The organism is Sulfitobacter noctilucicola (assembly GCF_000622385.1).
Lineage (GTDB): Bacteria > Pseudomonadota > Alphaproteobacteria > Rhodobacterales > Rhodobacteraceae > Sulfitobacter > Sulfitobacter noctilucicola.
The window spans coordinates 2,397,983-2,420,811 of sequence record NZ_JASD01000008.1 but is presented as its reverse complement, the minus strand read 5'-3'; the positions used below and the strand labels follow the sequence as shown (position 1 = coordinate 2,420,811).

Below are 22,829 nucleotides of genomic sequence, written 5' to 3'. Positions count from 1 at the left end.
GTCGCACTCACACCAGCGAGAAAGACACCTCGCCAAGGCCGGACATCCTGACGTCCACACGGCCTACCGAAGCGTCAAGCGTGCGCAGAGGCAGATGCGTCCCGCACAACACAACCATTCCCGCCTGCGGCTTTACTCCACGGACAGTCAGCTGGTTGACCAACCACATCACCGCATCCACCGGATGCTGCGGCGCGTTGTTTGTGGCCTCTCCAACAAGTGCGCTATCGTCATGTATCGTGACATGCATCGCTTCAAGGTCCAAATCGGCGGGCGCGATGTGATCCGGCCCCAGCACACATCCTGCATTGAATACATTAAGCGCAACAGCCTGCGGGAGGGTCAGTTGCGGCACCGACAACCCGCGCTGGTCGATCAGCTCAATCGCGGGGTGGAACCGGTCAATCAGGGTAAGCGCCGTGTCGCGGTCCACCGCTCCTGTCAGTTTTTCGACACCTGCACCCAAGATGGCCGCGATCTCGGGCTCGACACTGACCGCGTCAAAACCGGAGCGCGGCAAGGTTACGCCGGAGGCATGGACCTGATCCGCAAAGATGCGCGCCCAGACAGGTTCATCGACACCGAAATGTGCCATCTGCGGGGCGCCGTTCACCGCCATCTTGAAACCACCTGCTTTGCCTACAGCAGCAGCAAGCCCGTCCTGAAAGTCGTAAGCGCCCGCAAGCGTGTCCGGCAGCACGGACAGATCATACGTACCGATGCCCGAACGGGCGTGAGCGATTACGGTGATAGCGTCGGACATATGCGGCTCCTGAAAAAGTGTTACCCTGACTGTGCGGCAGCAACCGCCCAAAGACCAGTCCTTTCCCAATCCACAGGAGAACGCCATGTCCCCCTCTGATCCCAAGCGCAAGCTGCGCTCCCGCGTGACAACAGATGGGCTCGATAGGGTCCCGCACCGCGCGTTCTACCGTGGTGCGGGTCTCGATGATGATGCCATCTCGCGCCCGATGATTGGTGTCGCGTCAACGCATGGCGAAACATCACCGTGCAACATGAACCTGCGCGATCAGGCCGAACACGCCTATCGCGGCGTTCAAGAAGCGGGCGGCACGCCGCGTGAATTCACGACGATCTCTGTCTCTGACGGGTTCAGCATGAACCATCAGGGCATGAAGAATTCGCTGATGTCGCGCGAAACGATTGCGGATTCAGTTGAGCTTGTGATGCGCGGTCATGCCTATGACGGGCTGGTGGCCTATGGCGGCTGTGACAAGAACCTGCCCGCGCTTATCATGGCGATGGTGCGCCTGAATTGCCCGTCCGTTTTTGTTTTTGGCGGCAGCACCTTGCCCGGCATGTTCGGTGGTAAGCCCGCAACCATTCTGGATGCCTACGAAGGCGCAGGGGCCGTAATGGCGGGCGACATGGCCCAAGAAACACTGGACCGGATGGAACGCGCGGTGATGCCCACGGTCGGAGCCTGCCCCGGTCAATTTACTGCCAACACGATGGGCATGGTGTCCGAAATCCTCGGCATTGCGCCTTTGGGCAGTGCGCTCATTCCTGCAGTGTTTTCCGAACGGATGGCCTTGGGCCGCAAGGCCGGACACCTCGTCATGCAGGTGCTGGAACGCGGCGGGCCATACCCGCGTGATCTGATCACCCGCAAAAGCCTTGAGAACGCCTGTGCGATTGTAGCGGCCACCGGCGGGTCAACCAATGCAGGCATGCACATCTCTGCCATCGCCCACGAGGCCGGTATCACCTTCACGATGGACGATGTCGGGGCGGTGTTCGAGCGGACGCCGCTGATTGGCAACCTGCGTCCGGGCGGCGCTTACTATGCGCTCGATGTGCACCGGTTGGGCGGCGTGCCGATGATCGCGAAAGCGCTTATCTCAAGCGGACATATGCACGGCGATACGCTGACCTTGAGCGGTGAGACCTTGGCCGAGGCCGTGAAAGACGCGCCTGATCCTGATGGCGAGGTTATCCGGCCGGTCGCGGAGGCGATTGACAGCAGTGGCGGCGTGATTGTCCTTAAAGGCAACCTTGCCCCCGAAGGCGCGTTTATCAAAGTGGCAGGCCTGAAAAAGCGTGTCCACGAGGGGCCTGCGCGGGTTTTCGAGAGCGAAGAAGACTGCATGCGTGTCATTCGCCAACAAACCTATAAGGCAGGCGATGTGATCATCATTCGTAACGAAGGCCCTGCTGGCGGGCCGGGCATGCGCGAGATGCTGGGACCGACCGCCGTGATTTACGGTCAGGGCATGGGCGAAAAGGTGGCGTTAGTTACGGACGGACGCTTCTCCGGTGCGACGCGTGGCATGTGCATCGGATATCTATCCCCTGAAGCCTATGGCGGCGGGCCGCTTGGATTGGTGGAGGATGGGGATATCATCCGCATCGACACTGAAAGCGCCCGCGCGATTGACCTGCTGGTGGATGATGCTGAATTGGACAAACGCCGTGCAGCATTGGCCGCACGTCCCGCCCGCCGTCTGGCCGGGGTTCACGAAAAGTATGCAGCGCAGGTTGGCAGCGCCTTCTACGGGGCGGTGACGCACTCGGGGGCTGCGGAATGGCCAATGGACGGACTTGATGATGAATAATCCTCGACTGGGATACATCGGACTGGGCCTCATGGGCGCGCCGATGGTAATGCGGCTGCTGGACGCAGGATGCGACGTCATGGTCTGGAACCGCTCAGCAGGCAAGAAAGACGCCGCCGTGGCCGCTGGTGCAAAGCTCGCCGAAAGCCCTGCCCAACTGGCGGCGCACTGTGACGTGATCATGTGTTGCCTGACCGACGCACGCGCGGTCGAGGAGGTGATGTTCGGTGATGACGGCGTGGCCAGCGTTAACGGCCCGTCGATTTTGATCGACCTGTCATCAATGGACCCGGATCAGACGCGGGAGTTTGGCACACGGCTGCGCGCCGCAAACGGTATGGGCTGGATCGACGCGCCAGTCTCCGGGGGGACGCCCGCCGCGACCGATGGCACTTTGACAATCATGGCTGGCGGCACGGATGAGGACTTTGCCCTTGCTGCACCGCTCATGGGACCACTGGCGCAAAAGGTTACCCATATGGGGCCAGCGGGTGCGGGCCAGATGACCAAACTGGTCAACCAGATCATATCCGGCTGCACCATGGCCGTTGTCGCCGAAGCCGTGAACTTCGCCAAGAAATCCGGCGTGGACGCGACCCAATTGACCGATGCTCTGGCCGGAGGCTTTGCCGACAGCAAGGTGTTTCAACTGCTTGCGCCGCGCATGGCGTCGGAGAACTTTGAAAACCCGCTTGGCACAGTGGCCATGATGCTCAAAGACCTCGACACAGTGGCTGCCAAAGGTGCCGGCAAGGCAGCGCTGCCAATGACGGACGCCGCGATTGACCTGATGCGCGAGACCGGCGTAAGGGGGTACGATCAAAGCGATATATCGACCATTGTGGCAACTCTTGCGGCGCGGCTCTGACATGGCTTGTGTCGGTCTTATCGTGCCGCCTGCCGCCGGAGAAGTCCCGCCTGAACCACCACAGCTTTATCCCGACGTGACATTCATCGCTGAAGGGATGGCATTGCCGCAACTCACGCCCGAAGGGTACGATAGCGTGATCGGTCACACCGCCGCATTGGCTAAGCGCCTGAAAGAGTGCGGTGCAGAAGCGGTATCCCTGATGGGAACATCCCTAAGCTTTTACCGCGGGCCAGAAGGAAACGCGCAGGTGCGTGATGCCATGGCAGAGGCTTCGGGCCTGCCTGTGACAACCATGACAGATTCCGTTCTGGAAGCGTTGGCAACGCTCAACGCCAGTCGCGTTGCCGTCGCCACCGCTTATGAAGAGCCTGTCAACCGCGCTTTGATGGCGTACTTTGAGCAGGCTGGCATCGAGACCGTCACGCTCAAGGCGCTTCACCTGAGACAGATCGAAGATATTTTTGCTGTTACCGCAGATGACCTGATCACTCTAGGACGTTCAGCGATGGAGGAAGCCGAGGGAGCGGAGGCGCTCTTTATCTCTTGCGGCGGATTGCGGACGCTGCCGGTGATCAGGCCGCTGGAGGATGAGTTTAACCTGCCTGTCGTCACTAGCGCGACCGCTGGTGCTTGGGGCGCGCGCCGGCTACTGGGCCACTCCGGTAAAGCCGCAGGTTTCGGCAGATTGTTCGGCGATTAGACCCGTCTTCAATCGGTTACTTTGCGCTACGCAACAAAATCCTACGTAAACCGGAAAACTGGTGCGCGTTTCGTCGCATCTCCCTGACTTGGTGGGGTTTCGGAATATATAATGTGTCACAAGACACCATAAGTCCGTCAGGCATGGAGTACCCCGTGGATACATTACTTTTGTCACGCATTCAGTTCGGTGCGAATATCTCTTTTCACATCCTGTTCCCCACGATCACGATCGCTTTGGGCTGGGTGCTGCTGTTCTTCAAATTGCGCTACAACGCAACGCGGGAAAGCAAATGGATGGATGCCTATATGTTTTGGGTAAAAATCTTTGCGCTATCCTTTGCGATGGGTGTTGTGTCGGGCATTACCATGTCGTTCCAGTTCGGCACCAACTGGCCCGGTTTCATGGAAACCGTCGGCAATGTGGCCGGACCGCTGCTGGCTTATGAGGTCATGACAGCCTTCTTTCTTGAGGCGGTCTTTTTGGGGATCATGCTGTTCGGTGCGTCCCGCGTGAAGCCGTGGGTACATACGCTGGCGACCTTCCTTGTGGCCTTCGGCACGACCATGTCTACCTTCTGGATCATCGTTCTGAATTCGTGGATGCACACGCCCCAGGGCTTTGAGCTGCGCGATGGCGTTGTGTTTGCGACCAACTGGTGGGAGATCGTCTTTAATCCGTCGATGCCATACCGTCTGGTGCATATGCTACTGGCCTCCGGTCTGACGGTCGCATTCCTGATCGCCGGCGTTTCCGCGCTGCGCCTTTTGTGGGGCGACCGCGCCGAAAGCGCCAAATCTACGCTGCGCTTTGGTATCATCGTGGCCGCCGGTCTGATCCCGCTGCAAATTCTTGCCGGTGATTTTCACGGCTTGAACACGCTAGAGCATCAACCCGCCAAAGTTGCCGCGATGGAGGGCAACTGGGAAACAGGTCCCAACATCCCGCTGGTCCTGTTTGCCATCCCGGATGAAGAAGCACGCGAGAACAAGTACGAGATAGGTGTGCCCAACGGGGCATCGATCATCCTGAAGCATAAACCGTCAGGCGTTGTGCCCGGTCTCAATGATTTTGTGGCCGAGGACGGGACGAAACTGCATCCGCGTGTGGCACCGGTTTTCTTCAGCTTCCGGATCATGGTCGCAACCGGAATGGCGATGCTCGTCCTTTCGTGGACCGGTCTTTTCCTGCTGCGACGCTACGGTGCCGGTGAAATGCCGCGCTTGCCCCTCTACGCTTTTGCCGCGATGAGCCTCAGCGGTTGGTTGGCCACACTCGCAGGCTGGTACACGACCGAAATCGGACGCCAGCCTTGGTTGGTTCAAGGTGTGCTTGCGACCAAGGACGCAGTGAGCGACGTTTCCGCCGGTATGGTCCTGAGCACACTGATCGGATATCTCGTTATCTACGCCGCGCTGATTTTTGCCTACATCGGTGTGATCCTTTATCTGGCGCGCAAAGCTGCTCGCGGCGAAGCTCTTCCGTCGCGCGGATACAAACACAGCGGTGAAGCCGAAGTCGCCGTTATGCAGCCGGGAGAATGATGATGGACCTGTTCAGCGATCCGGCCATATGGCTGCCGTGGACTTTTGCCGCCCTGATGGGCCTGTCCATTCTGATGTATGTTATTCTGGACGGTTTCGATCTGGGTGTGGGCCTATTGGTGCCGCTGGCCGAGGATGAAGACAAAGACTTGCTGGTCGCCTCCATCGGGCCGTTCTGGGATGCAAACGAGACATGGCTTGTGCTGGCAATCGGGCTATTGCTGGTGGCCTTCCCCACGGCACATGGCATCATATTAAGTGCCTTGTACCTGCCAGTGTTCGTCATGCTGGTGGGTCTTATCCTTCGCGGCGTGTCTTTCGAATTTCGTGCAAAAGCACCGGCATCGCAGAAACCGCGCTGGAATGTAGCGTTCTTCGTCGGATCGCTCATGGCCTCCATGAGCCAAGGTTTCATGCTTGGAATGTACGTCATGGGCCTCACGTGGACCTTGCCACACGTGGCCTTTGCCTTGCTGACCGCGGTTTTCCTGACGGTTGGGTACAGCTTTATCGGTGCCGCGTGGCTGATCGCAAAGACAAGCGGTGAATTACAGAAACGGGCTGTCGGCTGGGCCAAACGCGGTATCTGGGGACTGATCCTTGGCATCGCAGCAATCTCCATGGCGACACCATACGTTAGTGCGCGGATCTACGAGAAATGGTTCAGCATGCCCGAGATGCTTTACCTGTCTCCGCTACCACTCTTGTCTGCGGCGATGGTGCTCTATCTGCTTTGGCAGATCAAACGCTTGCCACAGGACAATGATCGCAGCGCGTGGGGGCCGTTCATGGCGGCAATGGCGCTGTTCGTGCTCGCTTTCGGTGGCATGGCCTATTCATTCTACCCCTATGTGGTGCCGGAACAGATAACGATTTACGAGGCCGCATCCGCCCCGGAAAGCTTGCTTATCATCCTGATCGGCACACTTTTCGTTCTGCCCGCCATCTTGGGCTATACCATTCTGTCCTATTCTATTTTTCGCGGTAAGGCGACTGAACTGCGATACGACTAACGATGGGGTACTGACGACAATCAAGGATACTTCTGACGGCGGGGGCGGTAGAATGCCCCCGCCCCTTTTGTTAATAGCGACCTGTTCCATCCTAAAACCCACCGCTGAACTCTGAGGCCAAAGAATAAATTTGCTAGAAATTTGCGGAAAACCCGTTAGGCTGTAGAGCATTGCAAGAACGAGTCATCGGGTAAATTACGCCTGATTTGCTCAGACATAGTAATTGAAAGGTCGTCGGTGCACGCAATTATGCATGCTTAACAGACCGGCATTTGAAACGATAATCGCGCGAATATTCAAGGCGCTCTGGTATCGGTCCGACGGACCGTCCGACAATTAGAGAACTGATCCACCCACGGATTTTGGAGGATAACATGGCCAAGAAACCAGCCCCAGCCGAGCTGAAAAAGCAAGGCGAGGAACTCAAGAAAAAATTTGGCGAAATGCGCAAAACGCAGCACAATTTCGCTATGCAGATCGGCGCGGAAGGCATCGTCTTTATGGCCGACCGCAAGAAGCCGCCAGAAGCCCTGTGGCGCGCTGCCAAGAAAGAAGGTGGCAGCAGTAAGGGAGCCATGGGCACCTGCGAGATGAAGGGCAACGTGATCATTCTCGATTGTGTTGACGAAGACGCCGCGCCCTCCGGCCTGCTGCGAAAGGCAAAGGTGCACTTTGCCGACCGTGGCATGGCCGCCAAGGTCTTCTTTAAAGGAGCCGAGGACGACGAAGAGGGCGAAGGTGCAGAAGAGGGTGCCGCAGCGGAAGAAGGCGGCGGTGGTGCCGCAGGCGGGGAAGCCGCGGCAGGCGATGCGCCGGCCCCCGAAGGCGGGGGCGGCGAAGAAGAAGCTGCGGCTCCGGCAGGCGAATCCGATCTCGACGTGCTCCGCCGCGAATATTCCGAAATCGAACCCGATGTAGAAGCCGCAGTTGTCTCCACAAACGCGGGTGTCGGCAAAAAGGTTGGCGGCCTCAAAGCCATGTTCGAATCCCAACTGGAAACGAACCCCAAAAAGGCACGCGCTATCATCGGCCTTTTGAAAACCACGTTGGAGACAGCTAAGAAATCGGGCGACATTCCCGAGAACACTGCTGCCGCACCTGATCCTGCGGTGGCTGAAGCGCGCCGGTCCAAAATTGCTGAACTGGAACGTGGTGTGGACGAGTTGCTGGCGGAATTCGCATAACACAGCTGCATTGCGATTGACCAAAACAGGGACCGCGCCGGATGGTGCGGCCCCTGCACCGGCAACGAAACTTTAGTCCTGTACCAATGAACCGGATAAAAAAACATCGGTTCAGACACGCTTGCGCAACTATAGTCCGTCCGAATTTCCCCAGATCGTACCGCCCGCCATCGAAGGCGTAACGTTAATTTACTAAGCCGAGACTATCTAACTGGGCGTGCCCTTTCGAGTTGAGGCAAGCACCGATCGGCAAACTAACCCATACGGTTATCGGCCTGGCCAAGTAGCAGGCATGCACCCAGTCCCATAACCTGAGGTTTTTGCATCCTAATCCGGTGTAGAAGCGCGTCCATCGTGCCTTGCCCCCTTTACGCGGCTCCTTTCATCCCGCACATTCCCCGGCAGAATACGTAAGACACAACAGGACTTCCTCATGGCTAACCCTTTGTATGACGCGCTTTTTGGACAGCACGCCGGTGCGAACACACCGTTTTTGCATTTGCCAGATGGCACCACCGTCAGCCACGGGGCTTTCATCAACCGTGCGGCCCAGCTGGCCGCGACGATCAAGGCGTGCGGGCTGCAGCCCGGTGACCGTGTGGCGTTGCAGATAGATAAATCTGTTGATGCGCTGGCGCTTTATGCGGCCTGTGTCCAAGGCGGGTTCGTTTTCTTGCCCCTCAACCCGGCGTATATGCCTGCCGAAGTCGATTACTTCGTCTCGAACTCGGGCGCGAAGCTGTTAATTTGTGATCCGGCAAAGGCGGCGACCCTGACATCAGTGGCCCAGCAGGCAGGTGCCGCGTTAGAGACACTGGACACGCAAGGTGGCGGTACTCTGGCCAGCCGTGCAGCCACGATGCCTGAAGAGTTTGAGACTGTAGATCGCGACGGCGAAGATCTGGCGGCGTTTTTGTATACATCCGGCACCACCGGACGCTCCAAAGGGGCGATGATGACGCAGACGAACCTGCTGTCAAACGGTCAGACGCTCAAGAACCTGTGGCGGTTTACCCGCGACGACGTGCTGTTGCATGCTTTGCCGATTTTTCACACGCATGGGCTTTTTGTGGCGACCAATGTGATGCTACTTTCCGGCGGCTCCATGTTCTTTTTACCGAAACTGGATGTGGATCAGCTTATCAGTCTGATGCCACGGGCTACGGCGATGATGGGCGTTCCGACATTCTACACCCGCCTTCTGGATCATCCCGGCTTTACCAAGGCCGTTACCGAAAACATGCGGCTTTTCATCTCCGGCTCTGCTCCTTTGCTGGCAGAAACGCATAAAGCGTTCGAGGCGCTGACAGGCCACCGCATTCTTGAACGCTACGGGATGACCGAAACCAACATGAACACCTCTAACCCCTATGACGGCCCGCGCCGCGCAGGCACAGTGGGTCTGCCGCTGCCGGATGTGGAGCTGAAAGTCACCGATCTGGAAACCGGTGCCGACCTGCCGCAGGGCGAGATAGGGATGATCGAAGTGCGTGGCCCGAATGTGTTCAAAGGCTACTGGAAGATGCCTGAAAAGACCGCCGCCGAGTTGCGTGAAAACGGGTTTCTTATCACCGGCGATCTGGGTTTGATCGACGATCAGGGCTACGTTCAGATTATTGGGCGCGGCAAGGACCTTATCATCTCGGGTGGCTACAACATCTATCCCAAAGAGCTTGAAGTCATCCTTGATGAAATGCCTGGTGTGCTTGAATCTGCCGTCATCGGCCTGCCCCATGGCGATCTGGGCGAAGCGCCTTTTGCGGTGCTTGCCCGCGCCGCTGACAAGGAACCCGATGTCGCCGCTATTCAGATTGCCCTGAGCAGTCAGCTGGCGCGGTTCAAATGCCCGCGCAAGATTGTCGTTGTCGATGCTTTGCCACGCAACACGATGGGTAAGGTGCAAAAGAACATTCTGCGCGAAACGTATAGCGACACCTTCAACGCCTGAAGCGCGAAACGCACAGTTTCGGTTGCGTCCTTTTATGAGGGCGCGGCTTCGCCCCTGAACAATCATACGACCGCGCAATGTGGCACCTTTGTCTGACAGACAAGGAGCCTTTGACCGATGTTATCTCAACAGAAAACCCGGCCCCGCGCAGGGGGACGCAGCGCCAGACGCGCTTTGCGCAGCGCCTCTGATTTTACGATGCTGGCGGGTGTGCACAACAAGATCCCCACATGTGAGATTATGACCGGTTCACAGGTTGAGCGGATTGATGCGGCATCAATGGACATTCTCGAAAACGTCGGTGTCGTCTTTCGCGATGACCGCGCGCTGGCCGATTGGAAAGCCGCCGGGGCCAAAATTGAGGGCGACCGCGTCTACCTTGACCGTGGGCTGATACGCGACCTGATTGCGACCATTCCAGCTAACCTCACATATCATGCCCGTGATCCGGCCAAGAATGTCGCACTTGGGGGGCGTGATGCGATCTTTGTGCCCATGACCGGCGCGCCATATCTGCGCGATCTGGATGATGTGCGCCGTAATCCGACGCTGGACGATCTGGCGATGTTTCACAAGCTTAGCCACATGCTGCCCGGTTTGCATTCTTCTGCGCATCACATTGTCGAACCCTACGACCATCCCATCAGCCAACGACACCTGCGCATCACGTATTCGTCGATGAAGCACTCCGACAAGACCTTTATGGGCATGACCACCAGCCCCAAGAACGCAGAAGATGTAATTGATATGTGCCGCATCCTTTTCGGGGCCGAGTTTATCGACAGCCATCCTGTTGTCACCGGTAACTGCAACGGCAATTCGCCGTTGGTCTGGGATGAAACCATGCTGGGGGCAATGCGGGCGTTCAGCCGCGCAAACCAGCCTGTGCTTTGCTCTCCTTTCGTATTGGGCGGTGCGAATACACCCGCTTCTGTCGCCGCCTCTGTCGCACAGTTGAACGCCGAAGCGCTATCTGCCCTCGCCTACACCCAAGTCATCCGCAAAGGGGCACCGGCGATCTATGGTCACTACCTGTCTACCGTGTCGATGAAGTCTGGCGCGCCGATGGCAGGCACGCCCGAAATCTCGCTGATGAACTTTATGATTGGGCAGATGGCCCGGTTCTATGACGTGCCTTGGCGAACCTCCAACACGCTCGGCGGGGCCAAGACGTTTGACGCGCAGGCAGGCTATGAAAGCGCGACAACCCTGTCGGCCGTCATGCATGCCGGTGCCAACTATATCTGGCATTCTGCGGGGTGGAACGAGGCAGGGATGCACTGTTCTGTCGCAAAGTTCATCGTTGATGCAGAGCAGTGCGCGATGGCGCACCGGATGGCACAGGGGGTGAATTTCGACGACTTCGATGCGGCACTTTCCGCTGTGGGGGATGTGGGTCCGGGCGGTCACTATCTGGGCCATCCGCATACTCAAGAAAATTTCCAGACCGCCTATTTTATGCCCGAGATGTTCGACAACAATTCGATCGAGCAATGGCAGGCCGGCGGCAGTGTCGAAATCACCGAACGGGCGCTCAATCGGGCGCGCAAATTGCTGTCCGAGTATCAGGAACCTTTGCTGGACCCAGCCAAGGATGAAGAGCTACGCGCCTATATTGCAAAGCGCGAAGCAGAAATTCCTGCAGCAGATGAGCTGAACCAAAGCTACTGACGACAGGGGCTGCCCGCAGCACCCCAAAGCGCGATATCCCGGGCGATGTCGGCCACACTACCAGGTGCCTTCTCGCGGCCCGCGCCTGGTTCAAAGCCCCAAGCGACAAACGCGGAAGTTTCCAGATGTTCCACCAGACCGGCGATGTCGAAGCCGTCGTTTGTGTCTGGATCGCGCAGTTGGGCACATATGCTCTCGCTGCTCTCGCCCAGCCAATCCAACTCAACCGGCGGCAATCGCCATGCATCGTCAATTTGTGGGGCCGCCGGTGAGGCAACATCACGGCCCAAAGCCGTCACATGGCAAGTACGGCACGGAATAGTTTCAGCACCAATACGGCTTTCATCTGCCTGCACGTTCATACCATGGCGCACATTGGTGCCATAGGCCAGACCATTCCACATCGGCTCGGACTGTTCGCCGACATGACAATTGGTACAGCGCGGGTGCGAGGCGACTTCGTAAATCCGGTCCCACGCTTCAAGCGCTTGCTGCTCGGTCACATCCTGCGCACTCGCACCGGTGCCAGCGACAAGCGCGGCGAAAAACGCGCCCCTCATGCGAAGTCCACCGAGTTGGAGAACGGCAGCGTTCTGATCCGCTTGCCTGTCGCGGCGAAGATTGCATTGCCTAGTGCAGGTGCCGAAGGCGGCACGCCCGGCTCACCGATACCCTTGATCTTGTCTCCGTTCTCAAGGCCGCGCACCTCGACGACCGGTGACTGGTGCAACCGCATCCCTTCGAATACGTGGTAGTTGTCTTGCTGTGGAACGCCACCTTCATAGGTAATTTCGCAATTCATGGCATGGCCCAGCCCCCAGATCACACCGCCCGAAAGCTGCGCTTCAAAGTTCACCGGATCAAGAACACGCCCGACATCTGCGGCCACAAAAACCTTGTCGATGCGAATGCCGTTCTCCATATCTGTCACCTCAACCACCTGCGCGACAGGCACACCGAAGGCCAGCACGAACGCCAGCCCTCTCCCGCGGCCTTCTTCCAGCGGCATGTCCCAACCGGACATATCGCCGACAGCCTCCAGCACTTTGCGCGAAGGTTCGTGTGTACACAGACGCAAACGCTCTGCCAGCGGATCAATCCCGGCAGCATGGCACATCTCATCGACAAAGCATTCATGCAGGAACCCGTTGCCCGACGCGCCGACCGACCGCCATGAACTGATCGGCACCATAGGTGGCACGCGGTAACCCGTCACACGGTAATCCGGTATGGCAAATGGCTGATCCCATGCACCTGCGACAATCGCCACGTCCGGCCCCATTGCAGGTTGGCCCAAACGCTCCATCGAAGATGCCACCACCGACGGTGCCGCAATCGACAGATCGTAAGCCGCAATTCCGTCCGAAGACGCCGCCCCGCGCATCCGCGCAATCGCCAGCGGGCGCGGGAAGTCGTGTGTCATGTCTTCTTCGCGCTGCCAGACCATCTGGATCGGCGTATCCCTGATTTGCATTGCAATCTCAACGGCCTGGGAGACATAGTCGTCTTCCAGGCGACGGCCAAAACTCCCCCCCGACATCAAAACATGGACATGCACATCGTCAGCGTCCAGCCCTGTCAGCTTTGCCGCATTGGCTTGCATAAAGCGCGGGATTTGCGTGCCAGTCCAGATATCCAGCCGTCCGTCCGAAAGCTTGACCACCACGCTCATCGGCTCAAGCGGGGCATGTGCGAGATAGGGAATGCGGTACTCCGCTTCCATCACGTCCGCTCCGTCAAGCGCTGCTTCCACATCGCCTTCGTCCTTGAACCGGCTGTCCTGACGATCCTCGGTAAAGGATGATGCGACTTCATCGAATTGCTTTTCAGTCTCTCCGATATATGGCGATGGTCCCCATTCACAGGTAACTGCCTGTGCCGCTTGAAAGGCGCGCCATGTGTTATCTGCCACCACAGCAATACCGCCCGTGATGGGCAGCACAGCGCGCACGCCGCGCATGTTTTCAGCCGCGGATGCATCAAAGCTGTTGATGCCGCCGCCCAGCGCAGGGTTTGTCCGCGTGGTCGCGTGAACCATACCCTCCATGCGCATATCAATACCGTAGTCCTGCGTACCGGTAGATTTTGCCACGATATCGGTGCGCATATGGGGCTTGCCCAGATGCCGCCACGTTGAGGGATCGCGCAGCGCGACCTCGTCTGAAACAGGCATCTCTGCGGCCGTACCGGCAAGATCAACGTAAGAAAGGCTGGTCCCATCCGGCAGAATCACTGCCCCGTTCGCCGTTTTTAATGTACTCCGCTCAAGGCCGGTTTGCTGTGCCGCAGCCGTAATCAGCGTCTCTCGCGCGACAGCACCTGCCATCCGCAACCGGTCATACATATCCGGAACGGTGGTAGAGCCGCCGGTGATCTGCAACCCCATCAGCTTGCCCACGACATCCGATGCACCGCGCCCTGTGCGGGCCAGAAACGTCTCGGAGGTGGCAGCAATCGGCATGCCTTCAGCGGCGACAACACCATTGTAATAGGCGGCAGAAGGTGGACCGGGTTCAATGCGAACGGCGTCCAGATCTACATCCAGTTCTTCGGCAATCAGATGGGCCTGAATGGAATAGGCCCCCTGCCCCACATCAGCGCGCGGAGTAATCAGCGTGACGGCATTCGCGTCGATTCTGACGTACGGGTTGAAGGTGACTTCGCCATCAGCCAGCCCCTGCTCCAGTGGATTGTCAACTTCGCGCTTGTACATATAGGTGCCAAAGGCGACACCGCCGAGCACAGCAGCCGATCCGATCAGAAAGCTGCGCCGCGCAATGGTTTTTACACGTCCCATGATTACACTCCCTGCAAGCGGCGGGCCGCTGTTTTGACTGCATCACGGATGCGTGGATAACTGCCGCAGCGACACAGGTTCCCGCTCATTGCGGCGTCAATCTGGTCATCGGTCGGTTCCGCGTTCAGATCTAGAAACGATGCCGCCTGCATGATCTGACCGGACTGGCAGTAGCCGCATTGCGCGACCTGATGCTCTACCCATGCTTCCTGCACCGCATGCATGGCTTTTGGCGTACCCAACCCTTCGATGGTGGTGATATCACCGTCAACGTCGGCCGCCGCCACCTGACAGGATCGTACTGCGACCCCGTCCATATGCACCGTGCAGGCCCCGCATTGCGCAATCCCGCAGCCGTATTTCGGCCCCGTGATGCCCAGCTCATCCCGCAAGACCCACAAAAGCGGCATGTCGTCTTCGACATCGACCTCGTGCTCGGTCCCGTTTACCGTTAACTTCATGAGTGCCTCCTACAGGAATTCAACATCCGTTGACTTATCAAATATCTCAATTCAAGCTCTTGTCAACGCGCGTTGACAATATTTCTCAAAAGCGTACAAACATTACAATGAATAAAGCCCTAGCGACCCGGGAAAGACTGCTTACCGAGGCGCGTAAACTGCTGTGGTCGCGTGGATATTCCAACGTTTCCTTGCGTGAGATTGCGCAGGGAGCCGGCGTCGATGTCGCGTTGGTTTCACGGTACTTTGGCGGCAAGCGCGGGTTGTTCGAAGCAACGCTTGAGGGTGCCTTTGATGCGCCGTCCCTGCCCGATGAGGCGCAGTTGGTGGACACGGTTTTGCAGATGTTTCGCGATGCCCCACGTGGCGGCGACACGCCGTCATCACTTCAGCTGATTCAGACCAACGCCAATGATCCGGAAGTGGGTGAAACGGTTCGCGCAGCGCAGTCCGAAAGCATGCAGCGGATATTGGAAGAGATAATTGGCGACAAAGAGCGCGCCGCGCTTTTCATGAGTGTTCTCATGGGCTTCGCCATGGCGGAAAAGACCCTCAAGCTAGACGGGATTGCCATACCCGGCACTCCCGCCTTTGAGGCGCAGCTGCGACACCTGATGGTCGCCGCACTTCAATACGAAAAGCCCTAGAACTCAACCACTGCGCGGATTGATTTGCCATCGTGCATCAGATCGAACCCGTGGTTGATCTCGTCCAAAGTCAGCTTGTGGGTAATCATCGGGTCAATCTCGATCTTGCCGTCCATGTACCAGTCGACGATCTTGGGCACATCCGTGCGTCCCTTGGCACCGCCGAAGGCTGTTCCACGCCAGACACGGCCGGTGACCAGCTGGAAGGGCCGTGTTGAGATTTCGGCACCTGCGGGAGCGACACCGATGATGATGCTCTCGCCCCAGCCTTTGTGTGCACATTCCAGCGCATCGCGCATAACCTTGGTGTTTCCGGTTGCATCGAACGAATAATCCGCGCCGCCCTTGGTCAGTTCCACCAGATGTTCGACCAGATCGCCGTCCACCTTGGAGGGGTTCACAAAGTCGGTCATGCCGAAATATTTGCCGGTCTCTTCCTTGTCGTCATTCAAATCCACGCCAACGATCTGGTCTGCACCAGCAAGGCGCAGCCCCTGAATAACATTCAGGCCAATGCCGCCAAGACCAAAGACCACGCAGCGCGCACCGATCTCGACCTTGGCGGTATTGATCACGGCCCCGATGCCAGTTGTCACGCCGCAACCGATATAACAAATTTTGTCGAACGGCGCGTCCTTGCGCACCTTTGCCAGTGCGATTTCGGGAACAACGGTATGGTTCGCGAAGGTGGAGCAGCCCATGTAGTGGTGGATTGGCGTGCCATCCAGCATCGAGAAACGCGTCGTGCCATCAGGCAATTGACCGCGTCCTTGGGTGATGCGAATCTTTTGGCAGAGGTTGGTTTTACCGGACAGGCAGTATTCGCATTCGCGGCACTCTGGCGTGTAAAGCGGGATCACGTGATCGCCCGGCTCGAGCGTTGTGACACCCTCGCCCACTTCCAGAACGACACCTGCCCCCTCGTGGCCTAGAATGGCGGGAAAGATACCTTCGGGATCGTCGCCGGAACGTGTGAATTCATCGGTATGGCACAGACCGGTTGCTTTGATCTCAACCAGTACCTCACCGCGCTTGGGCCCTTCGAGGTTTACCTCCATGATTTCAAGCGGTTTTCCGGCTTCAACTGCTACTGCGGCGCGGGTCTTCATCATGGTGCGGCTCCTTCTCTGTGGATTTAGGCTCAGGTGACCCAAGGCATGATGTGATGTCAAGGCGCTCTCGGATGGGGCTGTGGCATGCCTCTGCCGATAAAAGATGCAGGAGCGTCCATTGATCCACCAGACAATGCCGCTACATGCGAATTATTCGCAAAGTCGTTGACATCTGTTGCGAATGGTTTGCATGTAGATTGTAATACGTTGGTTTTGAGGAGACTTTCACATGAGACTTCTACGCATTTCACTGCCCGTTCTCCTTTGGGCATCCATTTTGGCAGGTGCTGCGCAGGCGCAAGACAAGATGAAAGTTGTCACCACCTTCACTGTGCTGGCCGATATGGCGGCACAGGTTGCGGGCGACAAAGCCGAGGTGGTTTCGGTCACTAAGCCGGGTGCGGAGATCCACGGATACGAGCCGACGCCGCAGGACATCGTGCGCGCCTATGATGCCGATCTGATCTTGTGGAACGGTCTGAACCTTGAACTGTGGTTCGAGCAGTTCCTCTCCAATATGAAAGATGTTCCTGCAGTCACCCTGACGGACGGGATCGAGCCTATCTCGATTTCTTCGGGCAGCTATGAGGGCCAGCCTAACCCGCACGCGTGGATGGGTTTGGAAAACGCGCTGATTTATGTAGATAATATCGTCAAAGCGTTTGTTGAGAATGATCCCGAAAACACGACAACTTACGTCGCCAACGCCGCGCGGTACAAGCAGACCCTGCGCGAAACCCTGGAACCTCTGCGCGAAGCCATTGCCGATCTGCCGGAAAACCAGCGTTGGCTTGTCACCTGCGAAGGCGCCTTTAGTTATCTGGCGCGCGATCTGGGCCTGCAAGAGCTGTATCTTTGGCCGATGAACGCCGATCAGGTCGGAACACCGCAGCAGGTCCGCAACGTCATCGATGGGGTGAGAGCAAACGACATCCCCGTTGTCTTTTGTGAAAGCACTGTCAGCACGGCCCCTGCCAAGCAGATCGCACGCGAGACCGGTGCCCGCTATGGCGGCGTGCTTTATGTCGACAGCCTGAGCGCCGCCGATGGTCCGGTGCCAACCTACCTCGATCTTTTGCGCGTCACCACGACGACCGTGACGGACGGGTTGTCCGCAATCAAGTAAGCCTCACCACAATCGCAAGGATATCCGATGCAAGCCGAGATTACTCAAGGCAAGACTGCCAAGGTTCCAGCCGCGCCGGGCCTCATGGCGCGCGATGTCACGGTGACCTATCGCAATGGTCACACCGCACTATGGAACGCGAGCTTTGAAATCCCGCGCGGCACGGTCACCGCTTTGGTCGGGATCAATGGCGCGGGTAAATCCACCTTGTTCAAGGCGATCATGGGTTTTGTGCCGACAGCCAAAGGCAACATTCGAATTCTGGGGCAAGACGTAAAAAGTGCATTGGCACAGAATATTGTCGCCTATGTACCCCAGTCGGAAGAAGTGGATTGGGCCTTCCCTGTGCTCGTTGAGGACGTGGTGATGATGGGCCGCTATGGCCATATGAGTTTCTTGCGTCGACCAAAGCAGGCCGACCACGAGGCGGTCAATCTGGCGCTGGAGCGCGTGGGTATGCAGGAATTTCGTCACCGCCAGATCGGCGAACTGTCAGGAGGGCAACGCAAACGCGTTTTTCTGGCGCGGGCCTTGGCACAGGATGGTCAGGTTATCCTGCTGGATGAGCCCTTCACCGGCGTCGATGTCACCACCGAAGAACAGATCGTGAAGCTTTTGCAGGAATTGCGCGACGAGGGTCGCGTGATGCTTGTCTCCACTCATAACCTCGGCTCCGTGCCGGAATTCTGCGACCGCGCCATTCTGGTCAAAGGCACCGTGCTGGCCCACGGCCTGACAGAAACAACCTTTACCCGTGCCAATCTGGAACAGGCCTTTGGGGGTGTGTTGCGTCACTTCACACTGGGTGGTGATGCGCTGCATGATGATGAAGACGCCCGCGCGGTCACGATCTTTACCGATGATGAGCGGCCTTTGGTCCAATACGGCGACAAGACGCAGCGCACGGATCAAACGACATGATAGACCTTATCCTGCAACCCTTTAGCTACAGCTACATGGTAAACGCTATGTGGGTATCCGCATTGGTCGGCGGGGTTTGTGCCTTTCTGTCGGCCTACCTCATGCTCAAGGGCTGGTCCCTGATCGGTGACGCCCTCTCCCATTCTGTCGTTCCGGGCGTTGCGGGTGCATACCTGCTTGGCCTGCCCTTCGCGCTCGGGGCGTTTATTGCAGGCGGGCTGGCCGCAGGGGCGATGCTTTTCCTCTCTGAACGCTCCGGCCTGAAAGTCGATGTAATCATCGGGCTTATCTTTACGTCGTTCTTCGGTCTGGGCCTGTTCATCGTCTCCATCAGCCCGATGTCCGTGTCGATCCAGACGATAACAATGGGCAACATCCTTGCCATTACACCGGAAGACACGCTGCAACTGGCGATCATCGGTTTCGTTTCTCTGGCTGTTTTGCTGGCCAAATGGAAAGACCTGATGGTCGTTTTCTTTGACGAGAGCCACGCCCGCACCATCGGGTTGCGGCCCGGCCTGCTTAAGGCTGTGTTTTTTGTGCTGCTCTCTGCATCTGTCGTGGCCGCGATGCAGACAGTCGGTGCCTTTTTGGTAATTGCGATGGTCGTGACGCCGGGGGCCACAGCCTATCTGATTTGTGACCGTTTCCCCCGTCTGATTGCGCTTTCGGTTGCGATTGGCGCAATCACCAGCTTTGTCGGAGCCTACGCGAGCTATTTTCTGGACGGGGCGACAGGCGGCATCATCGTGGTCTTGCAGACACTGATCTTTCTTGGAGCTTTTGTATTCGCACCCAAACACGGATTGCTTGCCGCGCGGCGCAAATCCGCAGCGGCGCTCGCAAGCGGCCGGTTTACGGTGGAAGAGCTGTGATGGATATCGAGACACTGACCCTGCCTTTCCGCTTTGCTTTTATGCAGAATGCCTTTCTGATCTGCCTCATCGTATCCGTACCCACCGCCCTGCTGTCATGCTTTCTGGTGCTGAAAGGATGGGCCTTGATGGGCGATGCGGTTAGCCATGCCGTGCTGCCGGGAATCGTGATTGCCTATATCATTGGTATCCCGCTGATCATCGGTGCCTTTGTCGCGGGCATGACCTGCGCCGTGGCAACGGGCTATCTGGCAACCAATAGCCGCGTAAAGCAGGATACGGTGATGGGTGTCGTCTTCTCTGGCATGTTTGGATTGGGCATTGTGCTCTATGTCTCGATTGAGACGAACGCCCACCTGGACCACATTCTATTCGGCAACATGCTCGGCATTGATGCAGGAGAGTTGTGGACTGCGGGCGTGATTGCCGTGATTGTCGCTGGTGCGCTGGTGCTTAAATGGCGCGATTGGCTGCTGCACAGCTTTGATCCGGCACAGGCACAGGCCTCTGGCTTGCGGGTAAACTGGCTGCACTACGGGATGCTGACCGCCCTGTCGCTCACGATCGTCGCGACACTGTCGGCAGCTGGTCTGATCCTTGCCATCGGTCTTTTGATCGCGCCGGGGGCTATCGCATTCTTGCTGGTGCGTACCTTTTCGACAATGCTTTGGGTGTCGGTCGGGGTGTGTATGTCCGCGATGTTGCTTGGAACATATGCCAGCTTCTTCATCGACAGCGCACCCGCGCCCACCATCATTCTGATACTGACAGCCATGTTCCTGCTGGCCTTCGTCCGCCGACAGGTGCTGACACGGCGGACGGCCAAAGAACACAAACAGGTTCTGGTGCCACACTAGGAGATTGGATCAGTCGGCCAACCACTGAACTTTCAAGCTGTCTTTCGGCGGCTTTGTGGCCAATGTCTCCGCGATCTCGCCCAATGAAAGGCGGTGCGACACCGCGCGGTCGACATCTGCGCCAAGCCCCGCGATAACCTCAAGCGAACGGGGGATGTTGTGGTTGAGCGAGTGTGATCCTGCCAGCGTCAACTGCCTGCGGAACACCTCAAACGGCGAGACCTCTATTTCGGCATCCGACGGGCAAACGCCAAAGAACAATCCCTTACCGCCGTTCGCCATATAGCCGGTCAAACCCGAAGCAACAGCCGATACGCCCGTGGCTTCCACAGCCAGATCTGCGCGGTGATGCCAGCTTTTCAGGGCATCAGAGCCCGATGGCACTGCATCAAACCCAAAGCTCTCCGCCAGCTCAAGCCGGCTTTCTGCGATATCTACAAAGGCAACCGTAGAGACACCCTCGGCCTTTAACGCCATGCCCATCAGCAAGCCCATCGGACCCGCGCCAAATATTAACGCCTCTTCCATCCAAGGCGCGTGAACCGCAGCAACGCCGTTCAGCACACATCCCATCGGTTCAGCCAACGCAGCCTGCAGAAAGCTCATCTCGCCAATCGAGTGCACAGCGGACGCTTTCACAAGGCTGAATTCGGCAAACCCGCCATTTTGAGTAACACCGTAGGCACCCAGATTTTCGCACAAATGCGCCCAGCCCCGCTTGCAAGCGCGACACGTTCCGCATTCGCGGTTCGGATCAACCGCCACGCGGTCACCAACGGAAACGCCGTGCACATCCGAGCCGACCTCGACAACGACGCCCGCATATTCGTGCCCCGGTACAACCGGAAACGCGCCTGTGCCATAGTTGTCTTTGAGGACCTCGTAATCCGTATGACAAATCCCGCTTGCCTTTACCTTGACGACAACTTCATCGGCGGCAGGCTTGGGGTCGGGCAAGTCGGTAAACTGAACTTCATTCTTCCCAGTGAAGACAACAGCTTTCATTCCTAATTATCCTTGCAGGTATGTACGAAGCGCAGCTTCAAGGCCGTCCGACCAGATCAACGAAAGCCAATGTCTGAAGCTGTCCTGAAGCGCCGTGTTGTCAGCAAGATCGCCGTAAAAATCACGCTGCTCCAACCAGATTTGCGGATTATTCTTGGCGGCAACGGCCGCAATCGTCAGCTTTTCCCAGACCGGATCATTTGGCGCAATTTTGGTCCCGTCCTCGCGGGTGCCTGCGCACATCCGTGCCCAGATCGCCTGAGACAGGGCCAACCCGTCCATCGGATCGCCCTTTGCGAGCGCAGCACGCAGCGTCGGCAGTATGAAACCCGGATGCCGTGAAGAGCCGTCAAACGCGACCCGGCGCACGGTATCGATGATCTCTGGGTTGGAGAAACGGCGGTCAACCAGATCAACGTAGGCGGCAGGCGTCATACCCGGCACCGGTGCAACCTGCAAAGCGATCTCTGTCTTGGCGACCTTACGCACGAAGTCACCGATCAGCGGATGATCCATACAGTCAGAGATAAACTCGACCGACAGAACCTCACCGGCATTTGCAATCAATTGGTGGCTCCCGTTCAGAAGCCGAATTTTCATGGCTTCAAACGCGTGTACTTCGTCCGTAAAAGTTGCGCCGGCTTTGTCCCAATCAGGGCGACCGGCACAAAAATTATCTTCGATGACCCATTGTCGGAAATTCTCGTGCGTGACCGGTGCCGCGTCTGCAATGCCGAAGCGCTTGACAAGCTCCAGCTCTTTGGGTCCCGTGGCAGGGACAATGCAATCTACCATTGAATTGGGAAAAGTGCAGTTAGCATCAATCCAATCCGCAAGATCGGGATCAGACATCCGCGCAAGCGACACAAGCGTCTGGCGCAGGATTGCACCATTGCCTTGCAGGTTGTCACAGCTTTGCCCTGTGAAAGGACCTGTGCCAATAGCACGCCGATCTTTCAGTGCAGCGATCATCGCGCCGAATGCGGTACGTGGTCGGTCCGGATGCGCAGCGTCATACTGCATATCAGGGTGCCGCGCATCGAACTGCTTGGTCACAGGGTCGATGTAGTACCCCCCTTCGGTAACCGTCAGCGCGACTATGCGGATTTCAGGTGCGGCCATCTGCGCGATAAGCCCAGCGTTGTCGCCCTCAACCGGAACAAACCCGATCATGGAGCCGACGACCTCAGCCGAACGGCCCTTTGGGTCCAGCTCGATTAACGTGGTCAGATAATCCTGCCCCGCGAGCCGTTGACGCTGTGCTTCATCACCGGCACGCACACCTGCGCCGATAATACCCCAATCAAGCGCCTGGCCTTGCTGCATCAAACGGTGCAGATACCACGCCTGATGCGCCCGGTGAAAATTGCCCAAACCGATATGAACGATCCCCGGCTTGATCGCCGAGCGGTCATAGTTGGGACCGCTGACGCCATCGGGCAAATCATGCAATGCGGCATTGGAGAGTTTCAGCATCGTATCTTGCATCAGTTCACACGTTTTCTGCCGGAAAAGTCCGGC

Annotated in this window: 20 protein-coding genes; 13 read left to right on the top strand and 7 right to left on the bottom strand. The window is 57.8% G+C overall.

Annotated elements, in window-relative coordinates; translation table 11 throughout:
• Positions 1–7: 7 nt before the first annotated feature.
• Complete coding sequence (locus Z946_RS0115440; RefSeq protein WP_025056626.1) at positions 8–763, bottom strand: 2-keto-4-pentenoate hydratase; 756 nt, start codon at positions 761–763, stop codon at positions 8–10.
• Positions 764–848: 85 nt separating this feature from the next.
• Between Z946_RS0115440 and Z946_RS0115435 the strand changes: the two genes are divergently transcribed.
• From Z946_RS0115435 to Z946_RS0115395, 8 genes are all read left to right on the top strand, one after another.
• Positions 849–2,576: a dihydroxy-acid dehydratase gene (locus Z946_RS0115435; RefSeq protein WP_025056625.1), complete on the top strand. Its 1,728-nt coding sequence runs from the start codon at positions 849–851 to the stop codon at positions 2,574–2,576.
• Positions 2,566–3,444: an NAD(P)-dependent oxidoreductase gene (locus Z946_RS0115430; protein ID WP_152540590.1), complete on the top strand. Its 879-nt coding sequence runs from the start codon at positions 2,566–2,568 to the stop codon at positions 3,442–3,444. Before Z946_RS0115435 ends, Z946_RS0115430 begins: the two co-directional genes overlap by 11 nt.
• A gap of 1 nt (position 3,445) precedes the next feature.
• Positions 3,446–4,147 carry an arylmalonate decarboxylase gene (locus Z946_RS0115425; protein ID WP_025056623.1) on the top strand — a complete coding sequence of 234 codons (702 nt, stop codon included), beginning with the start codon at positions 3,446–3,448 and terminating at the stop codon, positions 4,145–4,147.
• 143 nt (positions 4,148–4,290) lie between these two features.
• On the top strand, positions 4,291–5,691 hold the full coding sequence (locus tag Z946_RS0115420) for a cytochrome ubiquinol oxidase subunit I (RefSeq protein WP_206537793.1): 1,401 nt from the start codon (positions 4,291–4,293) through the stop codon (positions 5,689–5,691).
• A 2-nt stretch (positions 5,692–5,693) separates the two neighbouring features.
• Positions 5,694–6,704 (top strand): cytochrome d ubiquinol oxidase subunit II, encoded by a 1,011-nt coding sequence (locus Z946_RS0115415; protein WP_025056621.1) that lies wholly within the window; start codon positions 5,694–5,696, stop codon positions 6,702–6,704.
• 374 nt (positions 6,705–7,078) lie between these two features.
• Positions 7,079–7,888 (top strand): hypothetical protein, encoded by an 810-nt coding sequence (locus Z946_RS21605; protein ID WP_025056620.1) that lies wholly within the window; start codon positions 7,079–7,081, stop codon positions 7,886–7,888.
• Between the two features lie 433 nt (positions 7,889–8,321).
• Positions 8,322–9,836 (top strand): malonate--CoA ligase, encoded by a 1,515-nt coding sequence (locus tag Z946_RS0115400; RefSeq protein WP_025056619.1) that lies wholly within the window; start codon positions 8,322–8,324, stop codon positions 9,834–9,836.
• Between the two features lie 117 nt (positions 9,837–9,953).
• Complete coding sequence (locus Z946_RS0115395) at positions 9,954–11,507, top strand: trimethylamine methyltransferase family protein (RefSeq protein WP_081780841.1); 1,554 nt, start codon at positions 9,954–9,956, stop codon at positions 11,505–11,507.
• On the opposite strand, the gene Z946_RS0115390 is transcribed toward Z946_RS0115395, so the two are convergent.
• Genes Z946_RS0115390 through Z946_RS0115380 form a run of 3 tightly spaced genes read right to left on the bottom strand, consistent with a single transcriptional unit; the run spans position 11,501 to position 14,765 of the window.
• The gene (locus Z946_RS0115390) at positions 11,501–12,067 is read right to left on the bottom strand and encodes a hypothetical protein (protein ID WP_025056617.1); all 567 of its coding nucleotides are present in this window, start codon (positions 12,065–12,067) and stop codon (positions 11,501–11,503) included. The genes Z946_RS0115395 and Z946_RS0115390 overlap by 7 nt on opposite strands.
• Complete coding sequence (locus Z946_RS0115385) at positions 12,064–14,304, bottom strand: xanthine dehydrogenase family protein molybdopterin-binding subunit (protein WP_025056616.1); 2,241 nt, start codon at positions 14,302–14,304, stop codon at positions 12,064–12,066. The genes Z946_RS0115390 and Z946_RS0115385 overlap by 4 nt, the downstream gene beginning before the upstream one ends.
• Before the next feature lie 2 nt (positions 14,305–14,306).
• Positions 14,307–14,765, bottom strand: a complete 459-nt coding sequence (locus Z946_RS0115380; RefSeq protein WP_025056615.1) for a (2Fe-2S)-binding protein — start codon at positions 14,763–14,765, stop codon at positions 14,307–14,309.
• Between the two features lie 107 nt (positions 14,766–14,872).
• Between Z946_RS0115380 and Z946_RS0115375 the strand changes: the two genes are divergently transcribed.
• Positions 14,873–15,412 (top strand): TetR/AcrR family transcriptional regulator, encoded by a 540-nt coding sequence (locus Z946_RS0115375; protein WP_025045479.1) that lies wholly within the window; start codon positions 14,873–14,875, stop codon positions 15,410–15,412.
• Here the strand turns inward: Z946_RS0115375 and Z946_RS0115370 are convergent.
• Positions 15,409–16,521 (bottom strand): S-(hydroxymethyl)glutathione dehydrogenase/class III alcohol dehydrogenase, encoded by a 1,113-nt coding sequence (locus Z946_RS0115370; RefSeq protein WP_025056614.1) that lies wholly within the window; start codon positions 16,519–16,521, stop codon positions 15,409–15,411. The genes Z946_RS0115375 and Z946_RS0115370 overlap by 4 nt on opposite strands.
• Before the next feature lie 232 nt (positions 16,522–16,753).
• Between Z946_RS0115370 and Z946_RS0115365 the strand changes: the two genes are divergently transcribed.
• Genes Z946_RS0115365 through Z946_RS0115350 form a run of 4 tightly spaced genes read left to right on the top strand, consistent with a single transcriptional unit; the run spans position 16,754 to position 20,303 of the window.
• Positions 16,754–17,650, top strand: coding sequence for a metal ABC transporter substrate-binding protein (locus Z946_RS0115365; RefSeq protein ID WP_025056613.1), 897 nt, complete (start codon positions 16,754–16,756; stop codon positions 17,648–17,650).
• Between the two features lie 27 nt (positions 17,651–17,677).
• A complete protein-coding gene (locus tag Z946_RS0115360; RefSeq protein ID WP_025056612.1) occupies positions 17,678–18,571 on the top strand; it encodes a manganese/iron ABC transporter ATP-binding protein in 894 nt (297 codons plus the stop codon).
• Positions 18,568–19,446 (top strand): metal ABC transporter permease, encoded by an 879-nt coding sequence (locus Z946_RS0115355; RefSeq protein ID WP_025056611.1) that lies wholly within the window; start codon positions 18,568–18,570, stop codon positions 19,444–19,446. The genes Z946_RS0115360 and Z946_RS0115355 overlap by 4 nt, the downstream gene beginning before the upstream one ends.
• Complete coding sequence (locus Z946_RS0115350) at positions 19,446–20,303, top strand: metal ABC transporter permease (protein ID WP_025056610.1); 858 nt, start codon at positions 19,446–19,448, stop codon at positions 20,301–20,303. Before Z946_RS0115355 ends, Z946_RS0115350 begins: the two co-directional genes overlap by 1 nt.
• Positions 20,304–20,312: 9 nt before the next feature.
• On the opposite strand, the gene Z946_RS0115345 is transcribed toward Z946_RS0115350, so the two are convergent.
• Positions 20,313–21,308, bottom strand: a complete 996-nt coding sequence (locus tag Z946_RS0115345) for a zinc-dependent alcohol dehydrogenase family protein (protein WP_025056609.1) — start codon at positions 21,306–21,308, stop codon at positions 20,313–20,315.
• 6 nt (positions 21,309–21,314) lie between these two features.
• Positions 21,315–22,796, bottom strand: coding sequence for a mannitol dehydrogenase family protein (locus Z946_RS0115340; RefSeq protein WP_241461341.1), 1,482 nt, complete (start codon positions 22,794–22,796; stop codon positions 21,315–21,317).
• Between the last annotated feature and the right edge of the window lie 33 nt (positions 22,797–22,829).